General features: G+C 62.7%; 17 protein-coding genes. 9 read left to right on the top strand and 8 right to left on the bottom strand.

Translation table 11 applies throughout. The features are described 5' to 3' along the window. Positions 1 to 12: 12 nt before the first annotated feature. Together folE and IM733_RS05605 are read right to left on the bottom strand one after the other, a co-directional pair. The gene (folE, locus tag IM733_RS05610) at positions 13 to 621 is read right to left on the bottom strand and encodes a GTP cyclohydrolase I FolE (protein ID WP_248919923.1); all 609 of its coding nucleotides are present in this window, start codon (positions 619 to 621) and stop codon (positions 13 to 15) included. Positions 622 to 631: 10 nt separating this feature from the next. Beyond that, positions 632 to 1,321 carry a 7-carboxy-7-deazaguanine synthase QueE gene (locus tag IM733_RS05605; protein WP_248919922.1) on the bottom strand — a complete coding sequence of 230 codons (690 nt, stop codon included), beginning with the start codon at positions 1,319 to 1,321 and terminating at the stop codon, positions 632 to 634. A gap of 545 nt (positions 1,322 to 1,866) precedes the next feature. Between IM733_RS05605 and IM733_RS05600 the strand changes: the two genes are divergently transcribed. The 3 genes from IM733_RS05600 to IM733_RS05590 all read left to right on the top strand — a co-directional run bounded on the left by IM733_RS05600 (position 1,867) and on the right by IM733_RS05590 (position 8,627). Beyond that, complete coding sequence (locus tag IM733_RS05600; protein ID WP_248919921.1) at positions 1,867 to 3,294, top strand: NorM family multidrug efflux MATE transporter; 1,428 nt, start codon at positions 1,867 to 1,869, stop codon at positions 3,292 to 3,294. A 291-nt stretch (positions 3,295 to 3,585) separates the two neighbouring features. After that, positions 3,586 to 8,250, top strand: coding sequence for an RHS repeat-associated core domain-containing protein (locus IM733_RS05595; RefSeq protein ID WP_248919920.1), 4,665 nt, complete (start codon positions 3,586 to 3,588; stop codon positions 8,248 to 8,250). Beyond that, positions 8,247 to 8,627, top strand: coding sequence for a DUF6896 domain-containing protein (locus IM733_RS05590; protein WP_248919919.1), 381 nt, complete (start codon positions 8,247 to 8,249; stop codon positions 8,625 to 8,627). Before IM733_RS05595 ends, IM733_RS05590 begins: the two co-directional genes overlap by 4 nt. Positions 8,628 to 8,769: 142 nt before the next feature. Here the strand turns inward: IM733_RS05590 and IM733_RS05585 are convergent, their stop codons facing one another. After that, the gene (locus tag IM733_RS05585; RefSeq protein ID WP_248919918.1) at positions 8,770 to 9,861 is read right to left on the bottom strand and encodes an IS630 family transposase; all 1,092 of its coding nucleotides are present in this window, start codon (positions 9,859 to 9,861) and stop codon (positions 8,770 to 8,772) included. 82 nt (positions 9,862 to 9,943) lie between these two features. Here IM733_RS05585 and IM733_RS25645 point away from each other — a divergent pair, with 82 nt between their 5' ends. From IM733_RS25645 to IM733_RS05570, 4 genes are all read left to right on the top strand, one after another. Then, the gene (locus IM733_RS25645) at positions 9,944 to 10,222 is read left to right on the top strand and encodes a polymorphic toxin type 8 domain-containing protein (RefSeq protein ID WP_432760394.1); all 279 of its coding nucleotides are present in this window, start codon (positions 9,944 to 9,946) and stop codon (positions 10,220 to 10,222) included. A gap of 9 nt (positions 10,223 to 10,231) precedes the next feature. Beyond that, positions 10,232 to 10,660 (top strand): SMI1/KNR4 family protein, encoded by a 429-nt coding sequence (locus tag IM733_RS05580; protein ID WP_248919917.1) that lies wholly within the window; start codon positions 10,232 to 10,234, stop codon positions 10,658 to 10,660. A 146-nt stretch (positions 10,661 to 10,806) separates the two neighbouring features. After that, a complete protein-coding gene (locus IM733_RS05575) occupies positions 10,807 to 11,259 on the top strand; it encodes a hypothetical protein (RefSeq protein ID WP_248919916.1) in 453 nt (150 codons plus the stop codon). Continuing rightward, positions 11,256 to 11,840: a hypothetical protein gene (locus IM733_RS05570; RefSeq protein ID WP_248919915.1), complete on the top strand. Its 585-nt coding sequence runs from the start codon at positions 11,256 to 11,258 to the stop codon at positions 11,838 to 11,840. The genes IM733_RS05575 and IM733_RS05570 overlap by 4 nt, the downstream gene beginning before the upstream one ends. 287 nt (positions 11,841 to 12,127) lie before the next feature. Here IM733_RS05570 and IM733_RS05565 read toward each other — a convergent pair whose 3' ends face one another. From IM733_RS05565 to IM733_RS05550, 4 genes are all read right to left on the bottom strand, one after another. Beyond that, a complete protein-coding gene (locus IM733_RS05565; RefSeq protein ID WP_248919914.1) occupies positions 12,128 to 12,445 on the bottom strand; it encodes an isochorismate lyase in 318 nt (105 codons plus the stop codon). Positions 12,446 to 12,475: 30 nt separating this feature from the next. After that, a complete protein-coding gene (locus IM733_RS05560) occupies positions 12,476 to 13,687 on the bottom strand; it encodes a histidine decarboxylase (protein WP_248919913.1) in 1,212 nt (403 codons plus the stop codon). 61 nt (positions 13,688 to 13,748) lie between these two features. Next, positions 13,749 to 15,584 (bottom strand): (2,3-dihydroxybenzoyl)adenylate synthase, encoded by a 1,836-nt coding sequence (locus IM733_RS05555; RefSeq protein ID WP_248919912.1) that lies wholly within the window; start codon positions 15,582 to 15,584, stop codon positions 13,749 to 13,751. A 19-nt stretch (positions 15,585 to 15,603) separates the two neighbouring features. Continuing rightward, positions 15,604 to 16,773, bottom strand: coding sequence for an isochorismate synthase (locus IM733_RS05550; protein ID WP_432760393.1), 1,170 nt, complete (start codon positions 16,771 to 16,773; stop codon positions 15,604 to 15,606). Positions 16,774 to 16,907: 134 nt separating this feature from the next. Here IM733_RS05550 and IM733_RS05545 point away from each other — a divergent pair, with 134 nt between their 5' ends. Next, a complete protein-coding gene (locus IM733_RS05545) occupies positions 16,908 to 21,203 on the top strand; it encodes an amino acid adenylation domain-containing protein (RefSeq protein WP_248919910.1) in 4,296 nt (1,431 codons plus the stop codon). Between the two features lie 82 nt (positions 21,204 to 21,285). Continuing rightward, positions 21,286 to 22,605 carry a putative histamine N-monooxygenase gene (gene basC / locus IM733_RS05540; RefSeq protein WP_248919909.1) on the top strand — a complete coding sequence of 440 codons (1,320 nt, stop codon included), beginning with the start codon at positions 21,286 to 21,288 and terminating at the stop codon, positions 22,603 to 22,605. Positions 22,606 to 22,727: 122 nt separating this feature from the next. Here basC and IM733_RS05535 read toward each other — a convergent pair whose 3' ends face one another. Continuing rightward, complete coding sequence (locus IM733_RS05535) at positions 22,728 to 24,887, bottom strand: condensation domain-containing protein (protein ID WP_248919908.1); 2,160 nt, start codon at positions 24,885 to 24,887, stop codon at positions 22,728 to 22,730. Between the last annotated feature and the right edge of the window lie 2 nt (positions 24,888 to 24,889).

Raw genomic sequence — 24,889 nt, 5'->3', positions numbered from 1 at the left:
GACAGTCTTCCCTTACTGAGAGTGGTGAACGCCATTGCCCCATGGCAACGCGGCGGCGGTGTAGAACTCGCCGCGCTTGACCGAGTCGCTGTCCAGCACGCCGGAGAAGTAGGTGGTGGTCATGTTGGCGTTGGGCTTGTAGGCGCCGCGGGTGCACAGGCAGTTGTGCTTGGCGCGGATGATCACTCCCACGCCTTTGGGGCGCAGCACTTCATCGAGGGCCAGGCCGATCTCCGAGGTCAGGCGCTCCTGGATCTGCAGGCGCTTGGCGAAGATGTCCACCACCCGGGCCAGCTTGGACAGGCCCACCACACGGCCATTGGGGATGTAGCCGACGGTGGCGTTACCGACGATGGGCGCCAGGTGGTGCTCGCACATCGATTCGAAGTGGATGTTCTGCAACATGATCAGGTTCTTGTAGCCGGCCACTTCCTCGAAGAACTTCTCCAGTACCCGATACGGGTCCTGGGAATAACCCACGGTCTGCGCGACCATCGATTTCAAGAAGCGCTCCGGGGTTTCATGCAGGCCCTGGCGAGTGGTGTCTTCACCCAGGTAATCGAGAATATCGATAACGCCTTGGCGGGCTTTGGCGTGGGAACGTTCTTTATCGTTTTGCATGGTCATATCCTTATGGAAGATTCAGCAGCTTGTGCAATTGCATATTCAATGTGTAACCCTGGCGGGTGGCCACATCGATACAAGCCTTGAGGTTGTCCTTGTTGCGTTGCTCGTCGTAGTCATCGCGCGGCATGACATAGACCGGTTTGCCCTGGGGCGGGCGGAACAGCTTGGCCTTTTTACCGGCCCGTTGCGTGGAAGTGCCCGGCAGGCCATCGGTTTCGTCGACTTCGCCATGGGCCAGTACATATTTGTAGTGGGTGATGATCTCGATCATGCGCAGGTCCAGCACCGGCGTCTTCGGGCTGCACACCACGGTGACGTCCTGGCCCGTGGGGATGGCCTGGTAGATCGTGCCGTTGGTCTCGATCTGGACCTTGAAGCCCTCGTCGAGAAACACCTGGATCAGTGGCGCGATGCTCTGGCGAAAGGGTTCGCCGCCTGTCAGCACGACCAGCTCGGGCACCGGTGCTTCTAGGCCGCGGATCATCTCGACGATGGCCTGCGGGGTCATCGACCAGCGAAACGCCTCGAACTGGGTGTCGCACCAGTAGCATTGCAGGTTGCATCCCGACAGCCGGACGAAGGTCGACGGCACCCCCGAATAGGGGCCCTCGCCTTGCAAGGTCCTGAACACCTCTTCCACCCAAAGGGTGTCGCTGTCAGGCGCTTTCTTTCTTATGGGGTTCTCGCCAAACATACCCACTCCCTGTTGACTGCAATACGCCCTCCGACAATGAAGAGGCGCACGCTGATAAAGCGTCAGCAGGCAGGGAAGTTTCCAGATAAACAGATGCAAGCGGATAGAAAACTTGAGCAAAACTATTCACGCTCAATAGTTATTTCCTCGACAGCCTGATCCCTGGCCAGTTCGCTTCCCTGCAGCGACTATATAAAAATGAACACACTAATTGCGATCAATTGGCCATCACCCGATCCTGAGCGACAGCGCCTGTTTAATTGACTTGGATCATCTCGCCACGCACAGGATGTTATGCTTGGGGAGATCGATATATACGTGCGGTAAAACAAACTAGACCAGATAACCGAGCCGTGCAAAATATCGATTTCTTTATTTATGACTCCGTCATATAACCATAAGAAATTAAAACATCGCGTGATATCATGATTCTTCATGAGGTTGTGACCCTGAATTCCCGTACAGGAAAAAGGGACTTGAATCTGAACCCGAGCTTCGCTTGAGTCATCAAATGGACTGCTTCACCCGGCATCGGAGGCCGTTGCATGCTTGAACACAAATCCCCGACCCGCCGCCCCACGGGCGAGCTGATGATCCTGCTGGCCATGGCAGGGCCCTTGATGGCTGCCCAGCTGTCCAAGGTGGTCATGGTCTTCACCGACACCTACATGATGGGCCGCCTGGGCGCCGAGGCCCTGGCCGGCGGCGGTGTCGGCGCGTCGATCTATTCGTTCCTGACCTTTTCGTTTTCCGGGGTGATCTCCGGCATCGGCACGCTGATCGCCATCGCCCACGGCTCGCGGGACATCACCGGCGTGCGGCGCTCCTGCCAGAGCGGCCTGCTCATCGCCCTGCTGCTGGCGGCCCTGGGCATGCTGGTGCTGTGGCTGGCCGCACCACTGCTGCGCAGCCTCGGCCAGCCACCGCAAAGCATCGATGCGTTCATCGCCTTCACCCACGCGGTGGCCTTCGCACTGCCGGGCTACCTGGTGTTCATGGCCCTGCGCAACTTCGTCAGCGCCCTGGGCGACACCAAGCCGGTGATGGTCATCAGCATGGCCGGCGCGGTGCTTAACCTGGCCCTCAACCTGGTGATCATCAACCAGTGGTTCGGCATCCCCTTCCTCGGCCTTCGCGGTATCGGCGCGGTCACTGCGAGCGTGTCGCTGCTGATGGCGGTTTCGCTGGCCGGCTATATCGCCATGACGCCGCGCTATCAGCCGTACCGCATCTTCGAGGGCATCCTCGATATCGACTGGGGCATCCTGCGCCAGGCTTTGCGCTTCGGCATACCGGTGGGCCTGTCGTTCGCCATCGAGCTGAGCCTGTTCACCTGCGCGGCGCTGATGATGGGGCACTTCGGCGTGGTGGTGCAGGCCGCCCACCATGTGGCGATGCAGGCGGTGCTGATCGCCTTCGTGGTGCCCATCAGCCTGTCCAGCGCCACCTCCTACCGGGTCGGCCAGCTAGTGGGCGCCGGCCGCGTGGCCGAGACCAAGCGCGTGGCGCGCATCGGCCTGGCCTGCGGCGCGGTCGCCTCGTTGATCTTCGCCCCGCTGTTCCTGGTGTTCCCCACCGAGATCGCCAGCCTGTTCGTGCACGCTGGCACCGCCGACAGCGTGCTGCTCAAGAGCACGGTGGCCAGCCTGCTGGCCGTGGCGGTGTGGTTCCTGTTGTTCGACGGTGCGCAGAACATCCTGCTGGGCGCGCTCAGGGGGTTGAAGGCGCTGAAGACCTCACTGGCGCTGGTGGCGATCTTCTACTGGGCCATCGCCCTGCCGGCCGCCTATGTGCTCGGCATCCACCTGGAGCTGGGGCCGCGCTACATCTGGGCCGGCCTGGCCATTGGTTTGGCGGCGGCTACCTTCGCGATGTACCTGGGGATGGAGTTGATCGTCAACCGGCAGACGCGCGAGGCGCGTGCACAGATGCCGGGAACCGCGGTGTTGGCGCAGGAGGTGAAAGGCAGTTGAGGGCATTGAGGATTCGACCCACTCACCGATAGGAGCCAGCCTTGCTGGCGAAGGCCGCCCCACAGCCCCGCGCCGAACCAAGATTCGGCGCGACCTCTGTAGGAGCGGCTTCAGCCGCGATCACCCGCAAAGCGGGTGCCTGGCACCGCGTCGCCTGCATCGCGGCTGAAGCCGCTCCTACAGAGGCCTCAGGGTTTCCCCCATGGCCGGACCGCCCCTGCCTTAGTATCATTTCGCCCTCACGGACCACCCGGGACCTCAACGTCCCCCGCCTAGGAAGGCCCTTTCACGATGTCTGCCGCACCCGCCGTTCCCGCGCCCAGCGAGCGCGAAATCCAGATCGCCATCGCCCCCCTCGACACCCTCCTCAGCGAAGACCTCGGCGCCGCCGCCGCTTCCGTCGACCACTGGCTGCGGGAAATCAGCTACGGCCTGGTCGACCTGCAACTGCTGCGCCAGGCCGCCGAAAGTGTGCCGGTGATGGCCAACGCCCTGTCCTGCATCGACGCGCTGATCGACATCCTCGAACTGGTCGAAAACCCTTCCCCCGACCCGCTGCTGTGGGTCAGCCTGGGCATCAACCTGATCGGTATCGTCCCCTATCCGCCTGGCCTATCCCGGGCCCGCACGGTGCTGCGCCCGGTGCTGCAGCTGACCCGCCAGACCCTGCGCCGCCGCCCCGGCGCGCACATCGGCGCGGTGATCCTGGAGATCATCGACGGCCACCTGCACGCCAATATCCGCGGCGCCCTGGAACACTACGTGCGCGAGGCCCTGGCCCAGTTGCCGGCGATGCTCAGTGCCGCCGCCGACACCGCACGCCTGTTGTTTACTTCCTTGGCCAAGACCATTGCCGCCGCCGCCCGTGGCAAGCTGGATGCCGCCAGCAGCCACCGCCTGGCCCGCGCGCAGATGGCCCAGGTGGCGCTGTACGACTCAGCCCTGGAGACCGACGCCTGGCGCCTGGCCCTGTCGGCCCTGGCCAACGCCACCGAGGGCAGCCTCAAGGACGGTTACAACAGCGTCGCCCGACACTTCAGCGGTGAACTGGACACTCTGTTGGGTCCCCTGATCCGCACCCTCGAAGACCTGGCCAAGGTCGTGCCCCGCCGCCTCGAGGCCCTGGGCAGCGCTGGTATGGAAAACAGCATCGCCTGGCTGCTGACCCGCCTGCTCGAGACCGTGCTGGCCAACCCGCGCCGCCCGGGCATGGCCGTCGCCATCCGCCCCGGCGTTACTCATCAGGCCCGGCATGTTCATGCGGAAGGGCCGACCGAGGTGGTACGCAGCCAGGTCCGCGCCAACAAGCAGCCCAAGCCCGAGAAGAACGGCCCCTGCGCCTGCACCGGCTTCAGCATCGGCCATGTGCTCGGTGACGAGACGCTGGCCCATCAGGATTTCAGTCTGTCCGGGCCGTTCCCGGTCAACTGGACGCGGGTGTACAACTCGCGGTTGGCGGCCCTCGATCATGGTTCGCTCGGCGCCCGCTGGATCACCGAGTTCACCACCTGCCTCGATGTCGTGGACAAGGGCGTGGTGTTCCACGACAGCGACGGCCGCAGCCACGACTACCCGCTGCCCAAGGTCGGTAAGCCGCACTATGACCCGATCGAGTACGTCAGCCTGGTGCGCACCACCGAGACCCAGCTCATCCTCATCCGCGGCCTCTCGCGGCGTGAGACCTACGAGCGGGTCGGTGATCGCTTCTACCTAGCCCACATCGTCCTGCGCAGCGGCGCCGGGGCAATGCTGCACTACGAGCACCAATTCAACGGCCGCCCGGTGCTGTCGGACATCAACACCTACTCCGACAACGACCCCGAAAAAGTCCACCTGCAACTGGGCACCCTGCTCGACGACCATGGGCATATCCAGGGCCTATGGCAGGTGGTCGACGGCACGCCGCTGCGCCAGCTGTGCGGCTACCACTACGACGATCAAGGCGACCTGATCGCCGCCCAGGACGAGCACGGCGCCGCCTGGCACTACCAGTACCAGCATCACTTGGTGACCCGCTACACCGACCGCACCGGGCGCGGCATCAACCTGGAATGGGACGGCAGCGGCCCACAGGCCAAGGCCATCCACGAGTGGGCCGACGACGGCAGCTTCGAGACCCGCTTGGCCTGGGACCCGAACATCCGCCTGACCTATGTCACCGACGCCCACGGCCAGGAAACCTGGCACTACTACGACGCCCTCGGCTACACCTACCGCCTGATCCACCCGGACGGCCGCGAGGAGTGGCTATTCCGCGATGAACGCAAGAACGTCATCCGCCACGTCCACCCCGACGGCAGCCAGGACCGCTACACCTACGATGAACGCAGCAACCTGTTGCAGCACATCCGCGCCGACCACAGCACGGTGCACTACGCCTACGACGATCATGACCAGCCGATCAAGCTGCGCGATGCCGAGGGGGGCTTGTGGCAGCGCGACTACGACGAGCGCGGCAACCTGGTCGAGAGCGTCGACCCGTTGGGCAACAAGACTGAGTTCGCCTATACCCCGGCCGGGTTGGTCAAGGCGATCAAGGATGCGCTGGGCAACGAGAAGACACTGGCCTACAACGCTGCCGGGCAGTTGCTTGAGTACACCGACTGCTCCGGCAAAACCAGCCAATGGACGTACAACGCCTTCGGCCAGCTGACCGAATTCGCCGACGCGGCCAACAACAAGACCGCCTATGAGTACCAGGCCGGACAGCTAGCCAAGGTCACCCACCCGGACAAGACCGAGGAGCGTTTCAACTACGACGCCGAAGGTCGCCTGCTGGCCCACGTCGACGCGCTCGACCGCTGCACCACCTGGTCCTATACCGCTGCGGGGATGCTTGCCGAACGCGTCGACGCCAATGAGCACACCTTGCGCTACCGCTGGGACAAGCTCGGCCGCTTGATCGGGCTGGAAAACGAGAACACCAGCAAGGCCACCTTCCTCTACGACCCGGTCGGCCGACTGCTGCAAGAAACCGGCTTCGATGGCCTGGTCACCCGTTACCAGTACGACCCGTACAGCGGTCGCCTCGCCTCGACCCAAGTCGGCCAGCGCCGTATCGAGCTGACCTTCGACCCCATGGGCCGATTGAGTGAGCGCACGGCCCGCCTGGGCAACCAAAGCCAGAGCGAAACCTTTGCCTACGACGGCAACGGCCAGTTGATCCAGGCCGTCAACGCCGCCAGCAAGCTGCAATGGTTCCACGATGAAGCCGGCAACCTGACCCGTGAGCATCAGTATTACCTGGCCACCGGCACGCCGATGGTCGCGGTGTGGCAGCACGAATACGACGCGCTCAACCAGCGCACTGCAACGATCCGTCCGGACGGCCACAAGGTCAGCTGGCTGAACTACGGCAGCGGCCACCTGCTCGGCATGACCCTCGACCAGCACGAAATGCTGGCTTACGAGCGCGACGACCTGCACCGCGAAATCGTGCGCCATCAGGGCAATAAGCTGATGCAGACCCAGGCCTGGGACCCGGCCGGGCGTTTGCAGGAACAGTTGTTGGGCAGCCATGACGGCCAAACCACGCTGCTCAAGCGCCAGTACCGTTATGACGCCGCCGGCCAGCTGACCAATATCCACGACAGCCGTCGTGGGCCGTTGGAGTACCAGTACGATCCCGTCGGCCGCCTGCTCAAAGCCACCAGCCGCCTGGGCGTGGAAACCTTCGCCTTCGACCCGGCCGGTAACCTGCTGGACCAGAAAACCCAGGAACTGAACCGCCCGCTGGAAGCCGATCCGCGACGCAACAAGTTGATGGATAACCTGCTGCGTGAGTACGCCGGGACCCACTACAAATACGACGAACGCGGCAACCTGGTGCACCGGTTGCACAACGGCGCCCATGCCCACTTCACCTGGGACCTGTTCGACCGTCTGGCCAGCTACAACGATGACCAGCTCAAGGTCGATTACAGCTACGACGCCCTGGGCCGACGTTTGCACAAGCATTCGGTGGCGCACTTCTGGGATCGCCCGGAAGCGGGCACCGGCTGGAACCAATTGCAACGGGCCAAGCGCCAACGCGAACTCGGCTGTGGCTTCACCCTGTTCGGCTGGGACGGCGACACCCTGGCCTGGGAAAGCTCACCTCCACGCGACGAGGGCGACACCGGACGCACCGTGCATTACCTGTACGAGCCGGGCAGCTTCGTGCCGGTCGCCCAGGCCCTGCGCAAGAACCCGATTCGCCTGCACAAGCAACCGGATTGGAGCCAACGCGAATACGACTTCGATCAGGATCCGTTGTGGCATACCGAGGTGAAACCACAGGCATTCGACGCGATTGCCTGGTACCAGTGCGATCACCTCGGTACGCCGATGGAACTGACCGATGAGCAAGGCCATGTCGCTTGGGCCGGGCAGTACAAAGCGTGGGGTGAAGCCAAAGAGGAACGTTCGGAGTGGGCCAAGCAGCACGGCCTGGGCAACCCGCTTCGCTTCCAGGGCCAATATCACGACCACGAGACCGGGCTGCACTACAATCGCTATCGATATTATGACTTCCAACTTGGCAGATTTATAAGCAGCGACCCTATAAAATATTCTGGCGGCTTAAATTTATTTGTCTATTCTCCCAATCCTGTTTCCTGGATCGACCCGCTAGGTCTATCTAAAAAAATGGGTGACACAGTATGCAGCTGTGAGATCTGTCCAGACAAACCGAAAGAAATCGACCCAAGAAACCTAAGATCCAGGCAGACTCGCGCAGAAATGTCGAGAAATAAAGTTGACAAACTTGCATCAAAGATGCGAAAGAGCGGTTACGATCATGATCACCCGGTGGATGTAGCAGAAGTCAATGGCCAGATAATCATAATCGACGGGCATCATAGAGCTCAGGCTGCGAGCAAAGCAGGTATACCCAAGGCTCCAGTTATAGTACATGAAGTTGATCCAGAAACCGCAAAAAAACTTGAGAATGACATGTATGAATCGAGGTGCTCATGAAAAAGATCACAGAAAAAGAATTCATTGAGATAACGAAATCCTTTTCGGACATTCAGCAGCAATTGGTTTACGCCTACCTAACACTGACAAAGAATGAAAAAAAATGGCCAAAACATGGAGTTTTGAAAATTAACCAGGAGCCTTGGGAATTCAAAAAGCACGGCGCAGGAGTATGCTTTACGAAGCGCGCCACAGGCGAACTAATAGACGCTCATGACGACATGGAAAAAAACCCAAGAAAGCTCGACACCTGGAGAATCCAGAACTATCTATCTTCAATAGAAGCCATGGATATTGAGCTACTTGGAAAGCACTACCACTCACACAATGACGACGACACTGAGGAGCTTCTGCGCATATGCCATATAAATAATTAGCCCTTCTCAATTAGCATCACATGTCGATGCCCCTTCAATTACAGAAAGGGGACGGATTTTCAAACTCGAAGAGTCGACATCTTGGTACCAAGAGGAACCAATAAAAATGAGCGATGCCAAAAAATGCTAGTGTCCTGAGCGCTTAATTCATTAGCTTATTTTTGATCACGCTCAGCTTTGCCATATGTACCGAGCTGATGATGGCCGCTGCGGTTTTTGTCCACTTGAACGGCTTGGCTGAATGCTCGTTATGAGCAGTGATGAACTGGCGGATCGCGACTTTCAGATCAGTAACACTGGTGAAGACACCTCGATACAGCGCGCGTCTCTCCAGCTGTGAAAACCAACCTTCCACCGCGTTTAGCCAGGACGCACTGGTCGGCGTGAAGTGCAGCTTGAAGCGTGGATGTTTTTCCAGCCAGGCCCTGATCGCTGCGGTTTTGTGGGTCGAACTGTTGTCCAGGATCACATGGAGATCCAACTCGGCAGGCGTGTTGTTATCAATCTGCCGGAGGAAATCCAGGAACTCCTTGGCCCGATGCCGCTGGGTAATCCGACCCATGACTTCACCGGTCATGATGTCGAACGCGGCGTACAGGCTCGCCGTGCCATGGCGCTTGTAATCGTGAGTTCGTTGCTCGATCTGCCCAGGCCGAAGTTGCAGCATTGGCTGAGTACGATCCAGTGCTTGGATCTGAGTTTTTTCGTCAACCGACAGCACCATGGCGTTGTCCGGAGGGCTCAGGTAGAGCCCTACCACATCAATCACCTTCTCAGCGAAGTGCGGATCGTTGCTGATCTTGAAGGTCTTCAGACGGTGCGGTTTGAGATCGGACGCAGCCCAGATCTGCCGGACTTGCCAGGTGGTGACGCAAGCGTACTTGGCCATCAACCGGACACTCCAGTGCGTAGCTTCCTTGGGAACCCGATGCGTGGTCAGGGTCAGGATTTCTTTGATTTTCTCAGCGCCCAGCTTCAAAGGCTGGCCGCTGCGCGGCAGGTCGCTCAGGCCCTCGATGCCCGTCTCCAAATAGCGCTTTCGCCACTTGAACACGGTCGGTGTCGTGATCTGCAACTGCCCACAGATGGCAATGGGCGTCACCCCGTCATTGAGCAAAAGCAGTATCCGCGCCCACTGCGCAAGGCTCTGCTCCAGCGTACTCATTCGCAGCCAACCTTGAAGCGTAACAACGTCGGCGGGTTGCAGAGCAAAGGGGGCGATTGGACGAGGCATACCGGAACCATCTCTGGGCGAGGGGCGCACAGTATATCGTTGCACGTAAGAAAATGAATTAACCGCTCACGACACTAGCTCTATGCGGGGATGGTTGGAAAACCAAGACCGTCGTGTTCGAGCCGGAAAACAATCTAACATCAAGGCGCCTCCAGGGTACGAGTTGGCACATAGACCACGGTTTGAGAATGACCTGGGTTATGATTACTCTCACGCCGATCCCATGCTTGCTGCCGACCATAGAGGCATTCAGCATCGATACTGGAGAAAGCGTAACGGGTGCTGGTCCGCACGCATGCCTAAATCAGGATACCCTGGGACCGGAAAGTTAAGCTTGCCAAAGCGTGGTGCACTTCCATAGGAGCTCTTAATGTCTAAGAAACGTATCATTGGAACAACGGCTGCGGCCATTAAGGATGCTGAGTTTCAGCTAAAAATGCGGCTTCCTGAGTCATTTGCGGAGTGGCTTTTATTGAATAATGGAAGGTCGCTTGGTGCACTTGTTATCTTCCCCGTTTACGATAGCAGAGATCCTCGCAAGACCTGGGGATCAATAGTTAAAGTCTATAGTGATTCGTGGTCGGATTGGCTTGAGAACTTCTCTGATGATGGAAAGGATTTTTCAGGGCTACTTCCCTTTGCGGAGTTTGGCACTGGTGACTTTTACTGTTTTAATTATAAATCCTTGGGCTCCAGTGGCGAGCCTGTAGTTGGCATATGGAGCCATGAGACAGGAGATTTTTTAGAGGTTGCTGATAGTTTCAATGCGTTCGTTAACTCATCTAACCGACCCGGCTAGATTTTTTCAAAATAGCCAGGAGAAATATTGATTATAGTGTCACATGCCGGAAGTTGCGTTCAACCTGCCCTCCGGAGATACCTCACAGGAAGCCCTTAGCTCAAAAAATCGACATTTTTTGGCCAAACTAACCAATATCAAAAAACATGATCGACGACGCCGAAGAATTCATCCGCCTGCGCAGCAGCCGCCTTAAAAGTGAATACGACCGTTCCGCCTGGGAGGAAGTCCCGCTCAGCGTCTGGTACGAGGTCATCGATAAATACCCCGACTATCGCCAATGGGTGATCCACAACAAGACCGTCCCCCTGGAGATCCTGGAGTACCTGTGCAATTTCGGTGAAAGGCTCAGGACCTTTGTCGCTGAAAAGCGCAAGCTGTCGCCGGAACTGTTCGAACGCTTGTCGCGTGATGTGAGCAGCGACGTGCGAACGCGGATCGCCGTTAACAAGAAAACCCCGCTGCCCATTCTCGAACGCCTCATGCATGACGAAGACGAGGACATCGTGGAGACCGCGCGTTACCAATATCAGCTGAGGATGGACGTGGCTCGGGAAAAGGCAGCCAGGCGCGCCGCCCAAGGGCTTGAGCCGCAATGACGGTCCGCTGCGACGCTTTCGCCCTGCTCGCCGACTTCTTGAAGGCAGGCCAGATTACGCAAGCGGCTACCCTTGGGCTCCCGGACTTTGCCGCCGAAACCCTGGCCACGGCTGGCTTCGACTTGATAGGTGAGTGCAACGACTTCCATTTCTGGGAGCGGGCGTTTTGGGTGATGCATCGTCAACGCCGCGTCCAACTGGGGTACAAGCGCTACTTCCAGGCCAGCCAGGATCTGGGCGATGGCTTCGACTTCGCGCCGGGGATCAGGCTGACGAGCGTTATCCGTCGCTGCTTGCTGGGTCGCGCCTTGCAGGTCCACTTCTGGGATGACTGGCGCGAAGGCGCGGTGATTGTCGATGAGGGCTTTGTGATCCGCTTCAACCTGAAATGCCGGCGCGGTGCGTATCAGGTATGCACGTTGGAATGCGACCTCCCGTCGTTCGGGGTGACCGGCCGGGTTTCGACCAATGGGGTTAGGGCAACCCTGCACGCTTGCAACCCCGTGGCACTTCCGGTACCGCGCCATGCACCTGTCGCTTACAGGCATCTGCGCCGGGCACTCCTACAACGCTCGCCGTGAAGCAGGCTCTGCGGGGCTTGGCACCGGCTTTGCCGGTGTTCGCCGGCAAAGCCGGCTCCTACAGGCGCAGCCCATGTGGGAGCGGCCTTGTGTCGCGAAAGGGCTGCGTAGCGGCCCCAGGGTCTCAGTGTCGATGCAATGATCGCTGGGGCCGCTTTGCGGCCCTTTCGCGACACAAGGCCGCTCCCACAAGGGTTCGCGCAAGGCTTGAGGTGGGTGTGGACGCAGACTTGCCCCGCCCTATCGCTCGCACTCATGTTTCTGGCGGTACTTGACGCCTCTGTCGATCAGGCCTTCTCACCATGAATCGAACGCCAGTGCTGGATCTGCTGGTCGATATTCCAGTGAATGATCAGCGTGTACAGCTGTTCGATGAACTGCGCATCGAACCCTTCACCGGCGGCCCACTCGAGGCGGTCCTCAAGCATCGCGGCGACACGCTCCGGCGCCGGGATCGCCTGTTCGTTGGCCTTGAACTGCACTGCGGCCTTAACGTAACCAAGGCGCTTGACCAGCGCCTCGAAGATCTGCCGGTCGTGAAAGTCGATGCCGGCGCGAATGTCGGTGAGGCTGGTGCAGGCTTCAGGGGTTTTAGGTTGCAGCATGAAAGGGTCTCGAATCAAAAAGGGAAAAGGTCAGATCACGTCGAAATGCGGGTCGGCAACGCGCTCCGGCGGCACGCCGTCCAGGCCTACCAGCCCAAGGCCAGCTCGCCATTCCTGGGGTTGGCGTTCGGCGATCACCTCGTCGATCAGGGCATCGATCATGCTCTTGTCCTGATGGTGTGGGGTGGTGATCAGGTGCGCGGTGTCGCCGGAGGTGGCCAGGCAGTACTTGCGGGCAATGCGCGGCGACGGGCACGGGAACACCACGGTGATCGAGTTGTCGTGGCGCCAGGCGTCGATACCGGCGGCCTGCAGGCGGTCGACCGCGTACTGCGCGCTGTTCAGGCTGTGCCGCACCCGGCGCCGCCACTGCGCCGGCGAGTGGCTGCGCAGCGCGGCCCACATCATCATCGGGGTGTGGCCGTTGCGCGAGCCGCTGATGGTCTTGTCGTTGGCGCGGATGTAATCCACGTCCACCGAAATGCGCTCGACGTTCTCGCGCTTGGCCACGACGATGCCGCAGGGGATCGGCGAGCCGATCATCTTGTGCCCGGAAACGCAGATCGAATCGACGCCATCGGCGAAGTTGAACGGCTGCGGGTTATCGACGAAGGGCAGGATCATGCCGCTGAGCGCCGCGTCGGCGTGCAGGTAATAGTCTTCGCGGGCGATCCCCACCTCCTCCAGGCGCTGCTGGATGGTGGCGATGTTGTCGATCGCACCGCGCATGGTGGTGCCGATGTTGACGAAAATGATCGGGTGCTGTTCCCCGTCGATGGCGATCTTCGCCAGCAGGTCGTCGTAGTCGATCTCACCGTTGGGCAGCGATTCCACCGCGCGGCAGTCGATGCGCAGCAACTTGACGATCTTCGCCACCGAGTAGTGGGTGTCCTTCGAGTAGTACAGGGTACCGGTGGGGAACAGTTCCCGCGCCAGGTAGCAACCGAACATGTTGCCCTCGGTGCCGCCATTGGTGACATAGCCCCAGCTCTCTTCGAGGGGAATGCTGAACAGCTCGGCGAAGTACGCCATCACGTCCTTCTCGAAGTCGAACGAGTTGAGCAGGTAATTACCGGGCTCGGCCCAGTCACCGCAGTTGTTGATGGAAAAACGCAGGAAGCGGTGCAACTGGGCGTAGTTGAAATCGGCGTTTTCCGGGTAGCCGATATTGAAATACTGGTTTTTCAGGCAGTGCTCCCAGAATTGATCCAGCCGGGCCTGGTCGGCAGAAGACAAAGTCATATCCAACTCCTTTTAAATTGACTTGGCGGGCCACGCCCTGCGCAGCGCGGCCCGCGGTACATCAGGCGGCTTTCTGGCGCGCCTCCACCAGTGCCCACCAGCTGGCCAGGGTCGGCGTGCTGGCCAGCTCTTCGAAGCTCACCTCAATGCCACGTGCCTTGAGCTCGGCGGCCAGCTTCATCACCTGCAGCGAATCGAGGCCGTAGAAGATCAGGTTCTCTTCCGGGTCCAGCTCCTCGCTGTCCTCGATCAGCTGGCGCAGACGGGTCTGCAGCCAGGTGCGGGTGTTCTCCACGCTCACCAGGTGGCGCAACTGCTTCTTGTCGATCTTGCCCACCGCGGTCAGCGGCATGGCCTCGATCAGGCGGATGCGGTCGGGCAGCTTGTACTCGGCGATGCCCAGTTCCAGCAGGTGGCGACGGATGGCCGGGGCCTTGAGGCTGGGGTTGCGCGAAACGACGAAGGCACAGCTCTTCTCACCCAGCGCCTCGTCGGGCATGGCCACCAGGCCGGCGTGGGTGACCTCCGGGTGCAGCACCAACAGGTTCTCGATCTCTTCCGAGGCGACCTTCTCGCCGCCACGATTGATCTGGTCCTTGATGCGGCCGACCACGCGCAGGTCGCCGCTGGGGGTGAGCACCACCAGGTCGCCGGAGTAGTAGAAGCCCTCGGCGTCGAAGGCGCTGGCATTCTGCTCAGGGGCCTTGTAGTAGCCGCAGAAGGTATAGGGGCCACGGGTGGCGAGCATGCCAGGCTCGCCAGGAGCCACGGGCACGCCCTGCTCGTCGACGATCTTGATTTCATCGTCCGGGCTGACGGGGCGGCCCTGGGTGGTGAAGATCTGCTCGTCGCTGTCGTCCAGACGGGTGTAGTTGATCAACCCCTCGGCCATGCCGAACACCTGCTGCAGCTTGCAACCCAGCACGCCGGGCACCTGGCGTGCCAGCGAGTCGGCGAACACCGCGCCGCCCACTTGCAGGTAGGCCAGCGATTGCAGCTTGTCACGGTGCGCCGGCGCGGCTTGCAGCCACAGGGCCACGGCGCTCGGCACCAGCGCAACGGTGTTGACCTCGTGCTGCTCGACCAGCGCGAAGCAGCTCAGCGGCTCGGGGCTGGCGGCCATCACCACGCAGCCACCGGCATGGAACACGCCCAGTGCGCCGGGCGAGCTGAGCAGGAAGTTGTGCGCCGCCGGCACCGCGCAGAGGAAGCGGGTGTGGGCGTTGAGCGCGCAGACCTCGGCGCAGGCACGGGCGTTGTAGTGGTAGTCGTTATGGGTGCGCGGGATCAGCTTGGGGATGCCAGTGCTGCCACCGGACAGCTGGAACAGCGCGACCTGGTCGGCGGGTGTAGGCGCGATACGCACCGGTTGCGTGCTCGGGGTTTCGATCCACTGCGCCAGGTTGGCGGCCGGGTTCGATTCACCCTGCAGCAAGGTCACCGCAGGTGCCGCGCCGACCTCGGCAAAGGCCTGTACATAGCGGTCGTCGCGGAAGACTTCGTGCTCTCGGGAAGCAATCAGCAACTTGGGCACGATCTGCTTGGCGTAGGCGGTCAACTCCAGCCGACGATGGCTGAACAAGGCGTTAAGCGGCACGATCCCGGCCTTCAGCAACGCGAACAGGACGATGTAGAACTCCGCCACGTTGGGCAGTTGCACCAGGGCTGTATCGCCCTGGCCCAGGCCCTGCTCGGCCAGGCGCGAGGCCAGGTTCGAGGACAGGGTGTCGAGCTCGCCGTAGGTGAAGCGACGTTCCCCGCAAATGATCGCCAGGGCTTGTGGTTGCGCTTGGCAACGGGAATGGAGGATCTCGGTGAGCGGCTGGTCGATCCAGTAGCCGGCGTCGCGATAGCGCTGCGCACGGTCCTGTGGCCAGTCCGTGAATTCGATGGTCATGGTGTTCGAACGTCCTTGATTAATGTGCCAGCCCGCAGGCGCGCAGCATGGTGCCGAGCTTGGTCTGGACTTCCGCCCATTCCGCCGCCGGTTGCGAGGCCTCGACGATGCCGGCGCCGGCGAACAGCCGCACACGGTTGTGCTTGACGGTGCCGCAGCGGATGGTCACCACCCACTCGCCGTTCCCTTCGCCGTCGCACCACCCCACCATGCCGGTGAACTGGCCGCGCTCGGCGGGCTCGACGAAGCGGATCAGGCGCCGTGCCCGCTCGGTGGGGAAGCCGCATACCGCCGGGGTCGGATGCAGGCGGCAAGCCAGTTGCAGGGCCGTCACCTGCGGGTCGATCAGGTGGCCTTCGATGCGCGTGGACAGGTGCCACAGCGCTGGGGTGCTGATCAGCGACGGGCGTTGCGGCACATCGAGGCGGGTGCACAGTTCGCCGACCCGGGCGGCGATGTCCTGGGTGACGAAGCCGTGTTCGTAATGGTCCTTCTCCGAGGCCACCAGCCAGTCGGCGTTGCGTTTGTCGGCCTCGGGGTCGGCCATGCGCCTGGCCGAGCCGGCCAGCGGGTTGGAGATGAAGTTCGCGCCTTCCTTGCGCACCAGCAGCTCGGGGCTGACCCCGAGCAGCGTGGCGCCGTCGGCCAAGGGCACACGGAAGTGATAGCCGCTGGGGTTCTGCGCGCGCAGGTTGCGCTGCAGCACCTCGACGTCGACCGCCTCGGCGAACACCAGCTCGCGCTGCACCGACAGCACCGCCTTACGCACGTCGCTGTGGCGGAAGTTGACGATGGCGTGCTCCACCGAGCGCTTGAACGCGTCCTCCTCGGGGATCGGCTTCTGCTCGAGCAACGCCGGCAGCTCGCCGCCTGCTTCGGTTGCCCCACGCGCACGCCAGTGCGCGTCGCGGGCAATGTACAGGCAGGACGGTTCGATGGGATCGAAGGGAATGGCGCCGACCACGAGGGGGTTGGCCTGCCCTGCCCGGCGCGCCTGTTCGAAGGCGAGGGCGAGGGTTTTCTGCAACAGGCTGTCGGCGTCTTCGCCACCGACGGCCGGGGTATCGATGCGTTGCAACGCACCGTTGACGACCAGTTCTCGGTCACCCGAGGTAAAGGAAAAGGCCATGGAACGGTCGGCGACCTGCTCTTCATCCATGCCAGTCGTCATGAGCGTACTCGCTCTCATCTCGGTTAAGCCTCCTGCTTATTCGAAAGAAATAATGATATTAATCTTAATCATTATCATCTTTAATAGGAGGCGCCATATTTCTGGACTTGTCAATCACGCGATACGAGTGACCCATGAGAGAGTTAACTTCAATGCAAGCGGCCTGTTGGATCGGGCGCACTGCTCATGCGGCTTTAGGGAAAGTTTCAGCTCATCTGTATGCCGAGTTCGATGGCCATGCCATTGACCTGGAGCGGCTGCGCGCAGCGCTCGAACAGGTTTCCCAGCTGCACCCGATGTTGCGCCTGCGCATCGACCAGAACGGGCTGCAAAGCCTTGCGCCACTGGAACAGTCGCCGCGCCTGGAGGTCGACGACCTGCGCGGCCTTGCACAGCCAGACGTAGCACAGCACTTGCTGCGCAAGCGTGACGCCTGGACCCACCAGCAACTGGACCTGCGCCATGGCTGCGCGGCACGCTTCAGTGTCAGCCAGCTGGATGGCGAACGTTCACGCCTGCATGTCGACACCGACATGATCGCCATCGACCCTTCCAGCCTGCGCGTGCTAATGGAAGACCTGGCGCGTTGCTACGAGACCCCGGACGCGCCTGCCGTCACCCCGCCGAGCTTCTTCGACTGGTGGGACGCCGTGCGTGCCGACCCGGCCTTGAAAGCCACCCAGGAACGTGACCGCCAATGGTGGCGCGCCCGCCTCGACAGCATCGCGCCGGCCCCTACCCTGCCCCTGCTCGATGAACAACCCGCCCAGGCCCACAGCCAGCGCCTGAGCACCTGGCTCGACGCCGGTCAGCACCAGGCACTCAGGCAACTGGCTCGCCAACGCAGGGTGACCCTGTCGACCCTGATGCTCGGGCTGTTCGCCAGCGCATTAGGCGCCCAGACCGGCGACCGCCAGTTCCGCCTCAACGTACCCAGCTTCTGGCGCGCGCCGCTGATCGACGGTGTCGAACACATCGTCGGCGAGTTCGCCAATGTGCTGATCGTCGACGTCGATCTCGATGCGGCACCCGATATCGCGGCCCTGTGCGACCAGTTGGCCAAGGGCACGGTGGCGTGCCTCGAACACAGCGCCTACCCCGGGGTTAACCTGGTGCGCGACCTGTCGCGCCACCATGGCACGCCGCAGCTCACGCCGGTGGTGTTCACCGCCGCGCTGGACATGCCTGGCAAGGAGCTGTTTTCACCGCGGGTGAAGAACGCCTTCGGCCCGCTGGGCTGGCTGATCTCGCAAGGCCCGCAGGTCGCCCTGGATGCGCAGATCGCCTGCGCCGACGGCGGTATCCTGATCAACTGGGACATCCGCCTCGATGCCCTGCCCGAGGCCTGGGTGACGCAGCTGTTCGAGCGCTTCGTCAACCTGGCGAGCGAGGTTGCCCACCAACCCGCCACCCTGGATCGGGCGCTGCCCCGTGCGCCGGAAAAACGCCCGCTCAACCCGCTGCAGCAGGCCTACCTGCTGGGCCGCACCACGCAGATGCCCTTGGGCGGCGTGGCCATGCAGGAGTTTCGCGAGTATCGCGGCCTGATGGACAGCGCCATGCTGCGCAGCCGCCTGCACGCGATGGTCCGCCGCCACCCGAGCCTGCGCACACGTATCGATGCCGACAAGCGCGTGCAATTCGTCAGTGACGAGGTGCGCCTGAACCTGGATGAGGTCGACCTCGGCCACCTGCCGCTGGATGAAGCCCTCGACGCTATCGACGCACGCCGCGAAGACTACGCCCACAGCCTCTCGCCGCTGGACCGCTCGCCCTGGAACGTCACCGTGTTCCACCTGGCGCACGGCGAGTTGGTGGTGTTCGTGCGCCTCGACGCGCTGATCCTCGATGGCCGCTCCATCGCCACGCTGCTGGTGGAACTGTTCGAAGGCCACCTGGACGAAACGCCCCAGGCCGACACCCCCGCCACGGCGGAGCAGCCCGAGCAACGCGCAGCCGACGCCGCCTACTGGAGCGCCAAGCTGGCTGCGGTGGACGGTGCCCCTCGCCTGCCCTGGAGCGTGCCCCTGGACCAGGCCGGCGCCGCCCGTTATGAGCGGCAAAGCCTGGGCGTGCCCCGCGAGACATTCAAGAAATTCTGCACCGTGGGCGCACGGCAACGGCTGTTCAAGAACACCACGCTGATGGCGGTCATCCTCGAAGTGCTGTCGCACTGGGTCAGCGAAGGCGGCCTGTGCGTCGCGGTACCGGTGGCACCGCCCAGCGACGCGGCCTTCGCCAACCGCTCCAGCTTCCTCGCGATCAACTGGAACAGCGCCGCCGACCACTTCGTCGAACGTGCGGCCGGGCTCCAGGTGGATGTGCTGGAAGGCTTGCAGCACCTGGCATGCTCCGGTGTCGACCTGGCGCGCCAACTGTTCGAGCGGCACGGCCCCGGCCCGGTACTGCCCGTGGTGATCACCAACGGCTTCTCCTGGCCAGTGGCGCCCTCCGACAGCGCCATGCGCCTGCAGGGCGGGTTGACCCAGACGCCACAAGTGGCCATGGACATCCGTTTCTGGGCCGGCGCCGACGGCGCGCTGCAACTGGACATCGATTACGCCCGCGAGGTGCTCGCCCCTGCGCTGGTCAGCGACTTCCTGAGCACGCTGGAGCGGGCCATCGGGCAGATCGCCGAGCATGGCGAGTTCGCCCTCGCACCCGCAGCGCTCATCGACACCGACCACTATCGCCTGAACAGCCCTGCCGAAGCGGCCTGCAACGAGGGCTACCTGGCACGGATCGCCGACAACCTGTTCACCGCCGGCAACCACAAGGTCGCCCTGATCAGCGGCGAGCGGCAGCTCAGCTATGCCGAGCTCGGTGATGGCGTGGCACGGATCATCGCCGCGCTGGGCGCCCGTGGCATCGGGCAAGGCCAGGTGGTCGCCATCTGCCTGCCGCGCAGCCCGGAGCACACGATGCTGACCTTGGCCTGCGCCTTGACCGGGGTGATCTGGGTACCGATCGACGTGGCGGCCCCGGCCGAACGGCGTCACTACCTGCTGGAGAACTGCCAGCCGGACCTGGTGGTGCTTATCGAGGACGAAACGCTCGACCAGCCCAGCACCACCATCGCGGCCTTGCTCGCCATACCCGCAGCGGCGCCGCGCCACCTCGCCGACCTGTCCCTGAGCGAAACGCCGAGCTACTACCTGTACACCTCGGGCACCACTGGCAAACCAAAATGCGTGGTGCTGAACAACCGCGCCACGGCCAACGTGATCGGCAGCACCCTGGCCGAGTGGCAGGTGACCGAGCGCGATGTGTTCCTGTCGGTCACCCCGCTGCACCATGACATGTCGGTGTTCGACGTGTTCGGCAGCCTGGCCGCCGGCGCCACCCTGGTGCTGCCGGCACCCGGCGAAGACAAGGACGCGCTGCGCTGGAACCAGCTGGTTGCCCAGCACCAGGTCACCCTGTGGTGTTCGGTGCCGGCAATCCTCGAGATGCTCCTGGCCTGCCGCGGCGAACAGGGCTTGCAGAGCCTGCGCCTGATCGCCCAGGGCGGCGACTACATCAAGCCGGCGGTAATCGCCCGGCTGCGCGAACTGCTGCCGGAGGCCAGGCTGATTTCCCTGGGCGGGCCGACCGAGACCACCATCTGGAGCATCTGGCATGAGATCGATGCCGACGACCGCGCGCTGATCCCCTATGGCCGACCGTTGCCCGGCAACCGCTATTTCGTACTCAATGCTCAAGGCCACCATTGCCCAGTGGGCGTGGTGGGCCGCATCCACACCGCCGGGGTCAACCTGGCGTTGGGTTACCTGCTGGACGGTGCCTTGCAGCAAAGCGACTTCATCACGGTGGACGACGAGCACGGCCAGGCGGTGCGTGCGTTTCGCACCGGTGATTGCGGGCGCTATCGTGCCGACGGCACCTTGCTGTTCGACAGCCGCGTCAATGGCTACGTGAAAGTGCGCGGGGTGCGGGTCTCGCTGCCGGACATCGAAATGGCGCTCAACCAGCACCCGGCACTGCGCCATGTGCTGGTGGTCGACTACGGCGAACAACGCCTGGGCGAGGTGTGCCTGGGCGCGCTGTATGTCTGCGACCCACAGGCAGGCGAACCCAGCATGGCCGAGCTGCGCGACTACGCGCGCCAGCACCTGCCCCACTCCCATGTGCCCACCCGCCTGCTCGGTGTCGCTGCGCTGCCGCTGTCGCAGAACGGCAAGCCGGATCGTCGCCGGGCCCGTGAGCTGCTGAGCGCGCCGGCCACTGCCTCGGTGCGGGACAAGGTGCTGGCGATCTACCTGCAGGTGCTGGGCCACCCAGCCGACGCCGGTACCGACAGCGCGGTGGACTTCATCAGCCTGGGCTTGCGCCCCCCGCACCTGAAAGCCGTCGCGGCCCAGTTGCAGGCGCAGTTGGCTGTCTCGCTCTCACCCGGCCAGCTGCTGCGCTGCCGCAACGCCCAGGACGTCGAGCGGTTGCTCGGCTGAATCACTTGATACGAATCAGGGCGCGTTGCCTGCAATGCTGGCCGCGCCTTCTTGAACTGCTGGACCAAAGGAGATGGATTGGATGAAGGACTTACCCACTGTGGATATCGCCGGCATCGGCATCGGCCCGTTCAACCTGGGCCTCGCCGCGCTGCTCGCCAAGCATCCTGGCGTGAGCGGTGTCTTCCTGGATCGCAAGGTGGAGTTTCGCTGGCACGAAGGCTTGATCCTGCCGGGCACCACGCTGCAGGTGCCGTTTCTCGCCGACCTGGTGACCATGGCCGACCCGACGCATCCACTGAGCTACCTCAACTACCTGCACCAGCACGAGCGCCTGTACCAGTTCTACTACTACGACAACTTCCAGGTGCCGCGCCGCGAGTACGACCATTACTGCCGCTGGGCTTCGCAGCAACTGGCGAGCTGCCATTTCGGCGAGGAAGTGTGCGATGTGCGCTATGACGCCAACGCCGGTCGCTTCCTGATCGAGAGCCAGTCGCTGTCCGGCTACAAGCGCCAGTACTACAGCCAGCACCTGTCGGTGGGCGTGGGCACCTCACCGCTGTTGCCACGGTGGGCGCAGGTCAAGAGCACGGCACCGATCGTGCATTCGGCCGAATTCGCCAAGCGCCAGGCACAGCTGGCCCAGTGTCGGCAGGTGACGGTGATCGGTTCGGGGCAGAGCGCGGCGGAGTGCGTGTTGGCGCTGTTCAACGAGCTGACCCCGGAACGGGTCGCGGCGGGTGCGTCGATTCGCTGGATCACCCGCTCCCAGGGCTTCCACCCGATGGAGTATTCCAAGCTGGGCCAGGAGTGCTTCACCCCCTCCTACATGGCGTACTTCCACAGCCTGCCACGGGAACGGCGCCGCGAAATCGTCGCCGGCCAAGGGCTGCTGTACAAGGGCATCAGTTTCTCGACCATCGGCGATATCTACGACCTGATCTACGAACGTTCCATCGGCGGGGCCGACACCGGCCTGACGCTGCTGTCCAACTGCGAGGTGGAGCGTGTCGAGGATGTCGGCGGGCGGCTACGCATCAATTACCGCCACCGTGAACTGGACCAGACCAGTGCGTTCGAAGCGGATGCGATCGTCGCCGCGACGGGCTACGGGCATGCCTGGCCACAGTGGTTCGAACGGCTCAAGGGCAACGTGCTGGCCACTGACGAGCATGGCGACTGCATCGTTCGGGATGACTTCACCGCGCAACGCGGCGACCAGGGCGCCGGGCGGATCTTCGTGCAGAACGCCGAGATCTTTCAGCATGGGGTCGGTTCGCCGGACCTGGGGATTGCCGCGATCCGCAATGCGAGCATCGTCAACCAGTTGCTGGGGCGGCCGCATTATCGTCTGCCGAAGCGCTCGGCGTTTCAACGCTATGGCATGCATGAGGACTGATTGCGGCCCGCTGTAGGAACGGCTTCAGCCGCGATGCAGGCGCCAGGGTATCTGGCACCCGCTTCGCGGCTGAAGCCGCTCCTACGGGGGTTGCGCCATCACAATGGGCAACCCCACCTTGCTCAAACCCGCACGTCCTCGACCGCCATCGCCGCCCCGCCCTCACTGGCATACAGGGCAAACACGCCCTCGATAGCCTCGGTCACCCGCGCCATCTGCTGCGCGCTGTAGCGATCGGTGCGGTAGGTGACCACCAGGCGCAGCGCGCGCTGGCCGTCGATCAGGTTGTCCATGATCTCGAACTGGATACCGAACATCGACTCGTTCTTCTCCGGGTCGATCTGCCGGTAACGAATGTTCCCCGCCTCGGGCGTGACCAGGGCGCCATTCAAGGCGTTGTTGGCGTGGATCTGCACGTACACATCGAACAGCAACCCGTCCGCCGGGGCCATGCCCAAAGCCTGCTGGATATGCTCCATCGGCACGTCGGCATAGGCCATGGAGTCGTTGATCAGGCGGCTGACGCCCTCGATCAGCGCCCCCACGTTCTGACGTGGTTCGAACTGCACGCGGTGCGCCACCATGGTGGTGAAGTAGCCGACCGTCTCGTAGTACGCCGGGTCGGTGCGCCCCGAAGCCGAAGTGCCGATCACCAGGTCGCAGAGGTTGCCGACCTTGTGCAGGGCCAGGGCGATGGCGGTGTAGATCACCCCGAACAGCGACGAGTCGTTCTGCCGGGCGAAGCCATGCAGGAAGTCGACCATGGCCTGGTCTGGCTTGATCTCGAACCACTGCGCGCGGGTGGACACCTCGGCCACGGCCGCGCTGCCCTGCTCACCGATGACCGGCAGGGCCAGGCCGCGGGTGGCATCACGCAGCATGTCGGTCCAATAGGCCAGGTGCTGCGGGTTGATGCCGCGTGCCAGCTCCTTCACCGCGTACTGGTGGAACGACGGCACGGTCGCGTCCCAGCGTGGCAACTGGTCCTGAGCGCGTGCGAGATAGGCGCGGGCCAGGTCTTCCATCATCACGTTGAGCGACCACTCATCGATGGCCATGTGGTTGACCAGCAACGACAGCGACTGTTGCTGGCTGTGCGGGTCACGGAAGAAGCGCACGCGCATCGGCAGCTCGCGGGACAGGTCGAAGCGATGACCGGCCTCGCTGGCCAGGTTCGCCCCGGCACTTTCACGGCTGGACCAGAACCACTTGTACTGACCCAGCTGGTTGATCGGCACCAACTGCTGCCAGGCTTCGTCGCCTTCGAAATGGAAGGTGGTACGCAGGCTGGCGTGGCGCTTCACCAGGTCGGAAAACGCCTGCTCGAACACCGCCTCGTCGACCGGGTCGAGGAAGGTCATGGCGAACGGCAGGTTGAAGATGGTGCCGAACTCGAACGCGGCGTAGGCCCGGCCAAGGGACGCCTGGGCCAGGGCGAACGGTGCTCGTTGCACATCGTCTTGCTGAGCGGTATCCGCGCCACCCTTGTGCCTTAGCACCTGCGCACGCGCGGCCAGCGCGGCGGCGGTCGGCGCGCTGAAGAAGTCGTTGAAGCGCACCTCGATGCCATGGTTGCTCGACAGCTTGCCGATGATCCGCGTGGCCAGCAGCGAGTGGCCGCCAAGGTCGAAGAAGTCGTCCTGCGCCGTCATGTTCGCCACGCCCAGGGCACGGCGGAATTCATCGAGAATGAGCCCGGCGACGTCAGCGTCGTTGTTTGCTGGGGCAGTGGCCGCCACGGCGTTGGCTTGATCGCCTGCTGCCTGGCGCTGCAGCCAAGGCAGGTGTGGCGCACCGACCGGACGCCCGGCGTAGGCGTCCATGGTCAAGCGGTAGAGATCGTCCTCGCGGCAGGTCTGGTCGAGCACCTGGTGCAACACGAAAGCCAGGATCGGCGCCTGCCCGCCACGGATGATCAGCGCCGCCAGCGGCGCCTGGCTTTCGGCGTCCCAGGGCTGCGCCTGCAAGGCCAGCAGCCGTTCGCTGGCTTGCGCATCGGAGTTGACGGTCAGTTCACCGATGCAGGCCTGCGGATCGCTGTCGTGAACCTTTTGCACATCACCGTCGTCATTGAAGCGGTAGCGGGCATTGAGCGCCGGCAGGCTGGCGACCACGGTCGCAATCGCCCCCTGCAGCCTGGCCAGGTCGATATCCTCGCCCAGCCGCCATGCACTGAAGTGCTTGAGCACTCGCTCGGGAAATTGCTGCTGCAGCAGCCAGGCATGTTCTTCGAATTCGCTGACAGGTCGCTGGGACTGCGCGCCTGAATTGAGTTCCATCATGG

Origin of the sequence: Pseudomonas entomophila (genome assembly GCF_023277925.1) — a bacterium.
Taxonomy (GTDB): Bacteria; Pseudomonadota; Gammaproteobacteria; order Pseudomonadales; family Pseudomonadaceae; genus Aquipseudomonas; species Aquipseudomonas entomophila_D.
The sequence above is the reverse complement of the archived record's forward strand: the minus strand, read 5'-3'. Positions and strand labels throughout refer to the sequence as shown.

Coding starts and splice junctions, on each gene's coding strand:
- folE (WP_248919923.1), bottom strand. CDS start 621: ATGCAAAACGATAAAGAACGTTCCCACGCCAAAGCCCGCCAAGGCGTT.
- IM733_RS05605 (WP_248919922.1), bottom strand. CDS start 1,321: ATGTTTGGCGAGAACCCCATAAGAAAGAAAGCGCCTGACAGCGACACC.
- IM733_RS05600 (WP_248919921.1), top strand. CDS start 1,867: ATGCTTGAACACAAATCCCCGACCCGCCGCCCCACGGGCGAGCTGATG.
- IM733_RS05595 (WP_248919920.1), top strand. CDS start 3,586: ATGTCTGCCGCACCCGCCGTTCCCGCGCCCAGCGAGCGCGAAATCCAG.
- IM733_RS05590 (WP_248919919.1), top strand. CDS start 8,247: ATGAAAAAGATCACAGAAAAAGAATTCATTGAGATAACGAAATCCTTT.
- IM733_RS05585 (WP_248919918.1), bottom strand. CDS start 9,861: ATGCCTCGTCCAATCGCCCCCTTTGCTCTGCAACCCGCCGACGTTGTT.
- IM733_RS25645 (WP_432760394.1), top strand. CDS start 9,944: ATGCGGGGATGGTTGGAAAACCAAGACCGTCGTGTTCGAGCCGGAAAA.
- IM733_RS05580 (WP_248919917.1), top strand. CDS start 10,232: ATGTCTAAGAAACGTATCATTGGAACAACGGCTGCGGCCATTAAGGAT.
- IM733_RS05575 (WP_248919916.1), top strand. CDS start 10,807: ATGATCGACGACGCCGAAGAATTCATCCGCCTGCGCAGCAGCCGCCTT.
- IM733_RS05570 (WP_248919915.1), top strand. CDS start 11,256: ATGACGGTCCGCTGCGACGCTTTCGCCCTGCTCGCCGACTTCTTGAAG.
- IM733_RS05565 (WP_248919914.1), bottom strand. CDS start 12,445: ATGCTGCAACCTAAAACCCCTGAAGCCTGCACCAGCCTCACCGACATT.
- IM733_RS05560 (WP_248919913.1), bottom strand. CDS start 13,687: ATGACTTTGTCTTCTGCCGACCAGGCCCGGCTGGATCAATTCTGGGAG.
- IM733_RS05555 (WP_248919912.1), bottom strand. CDS start 15,584: ATGACCATCGAATTCACGGACTGGCCACAGGACCGTGCGCAGCGCTAT.
- IM733_RS05550 (WP_432760393.1), bottom strand. CDS start 16,773: ATGAGAGCGAGTACGCTCATGACGACTGGCATGGATGAAGAGCAGGTC.
- IM733_RS05545 (WP_248919910.1), top strand. CDS start 16,908: ATGCAAGCGGCCTGTTGGATCGGGCGCACTGCTCATGCGGCTTTAGGG.
- basC (WP_248919909.1), top strand. CDS start 21,286: ATGAAGGACTTACCCACTGTGGATATCGCCGGCATCGGCATCGGCCCG.
- IM733_RS05535 (WP_248919908.1), bottom strand. CDS start 24,887: ATGATGGAACTCAATTCAGGCGCGCAGTCCCAGCGACCTGTCAGCGAA.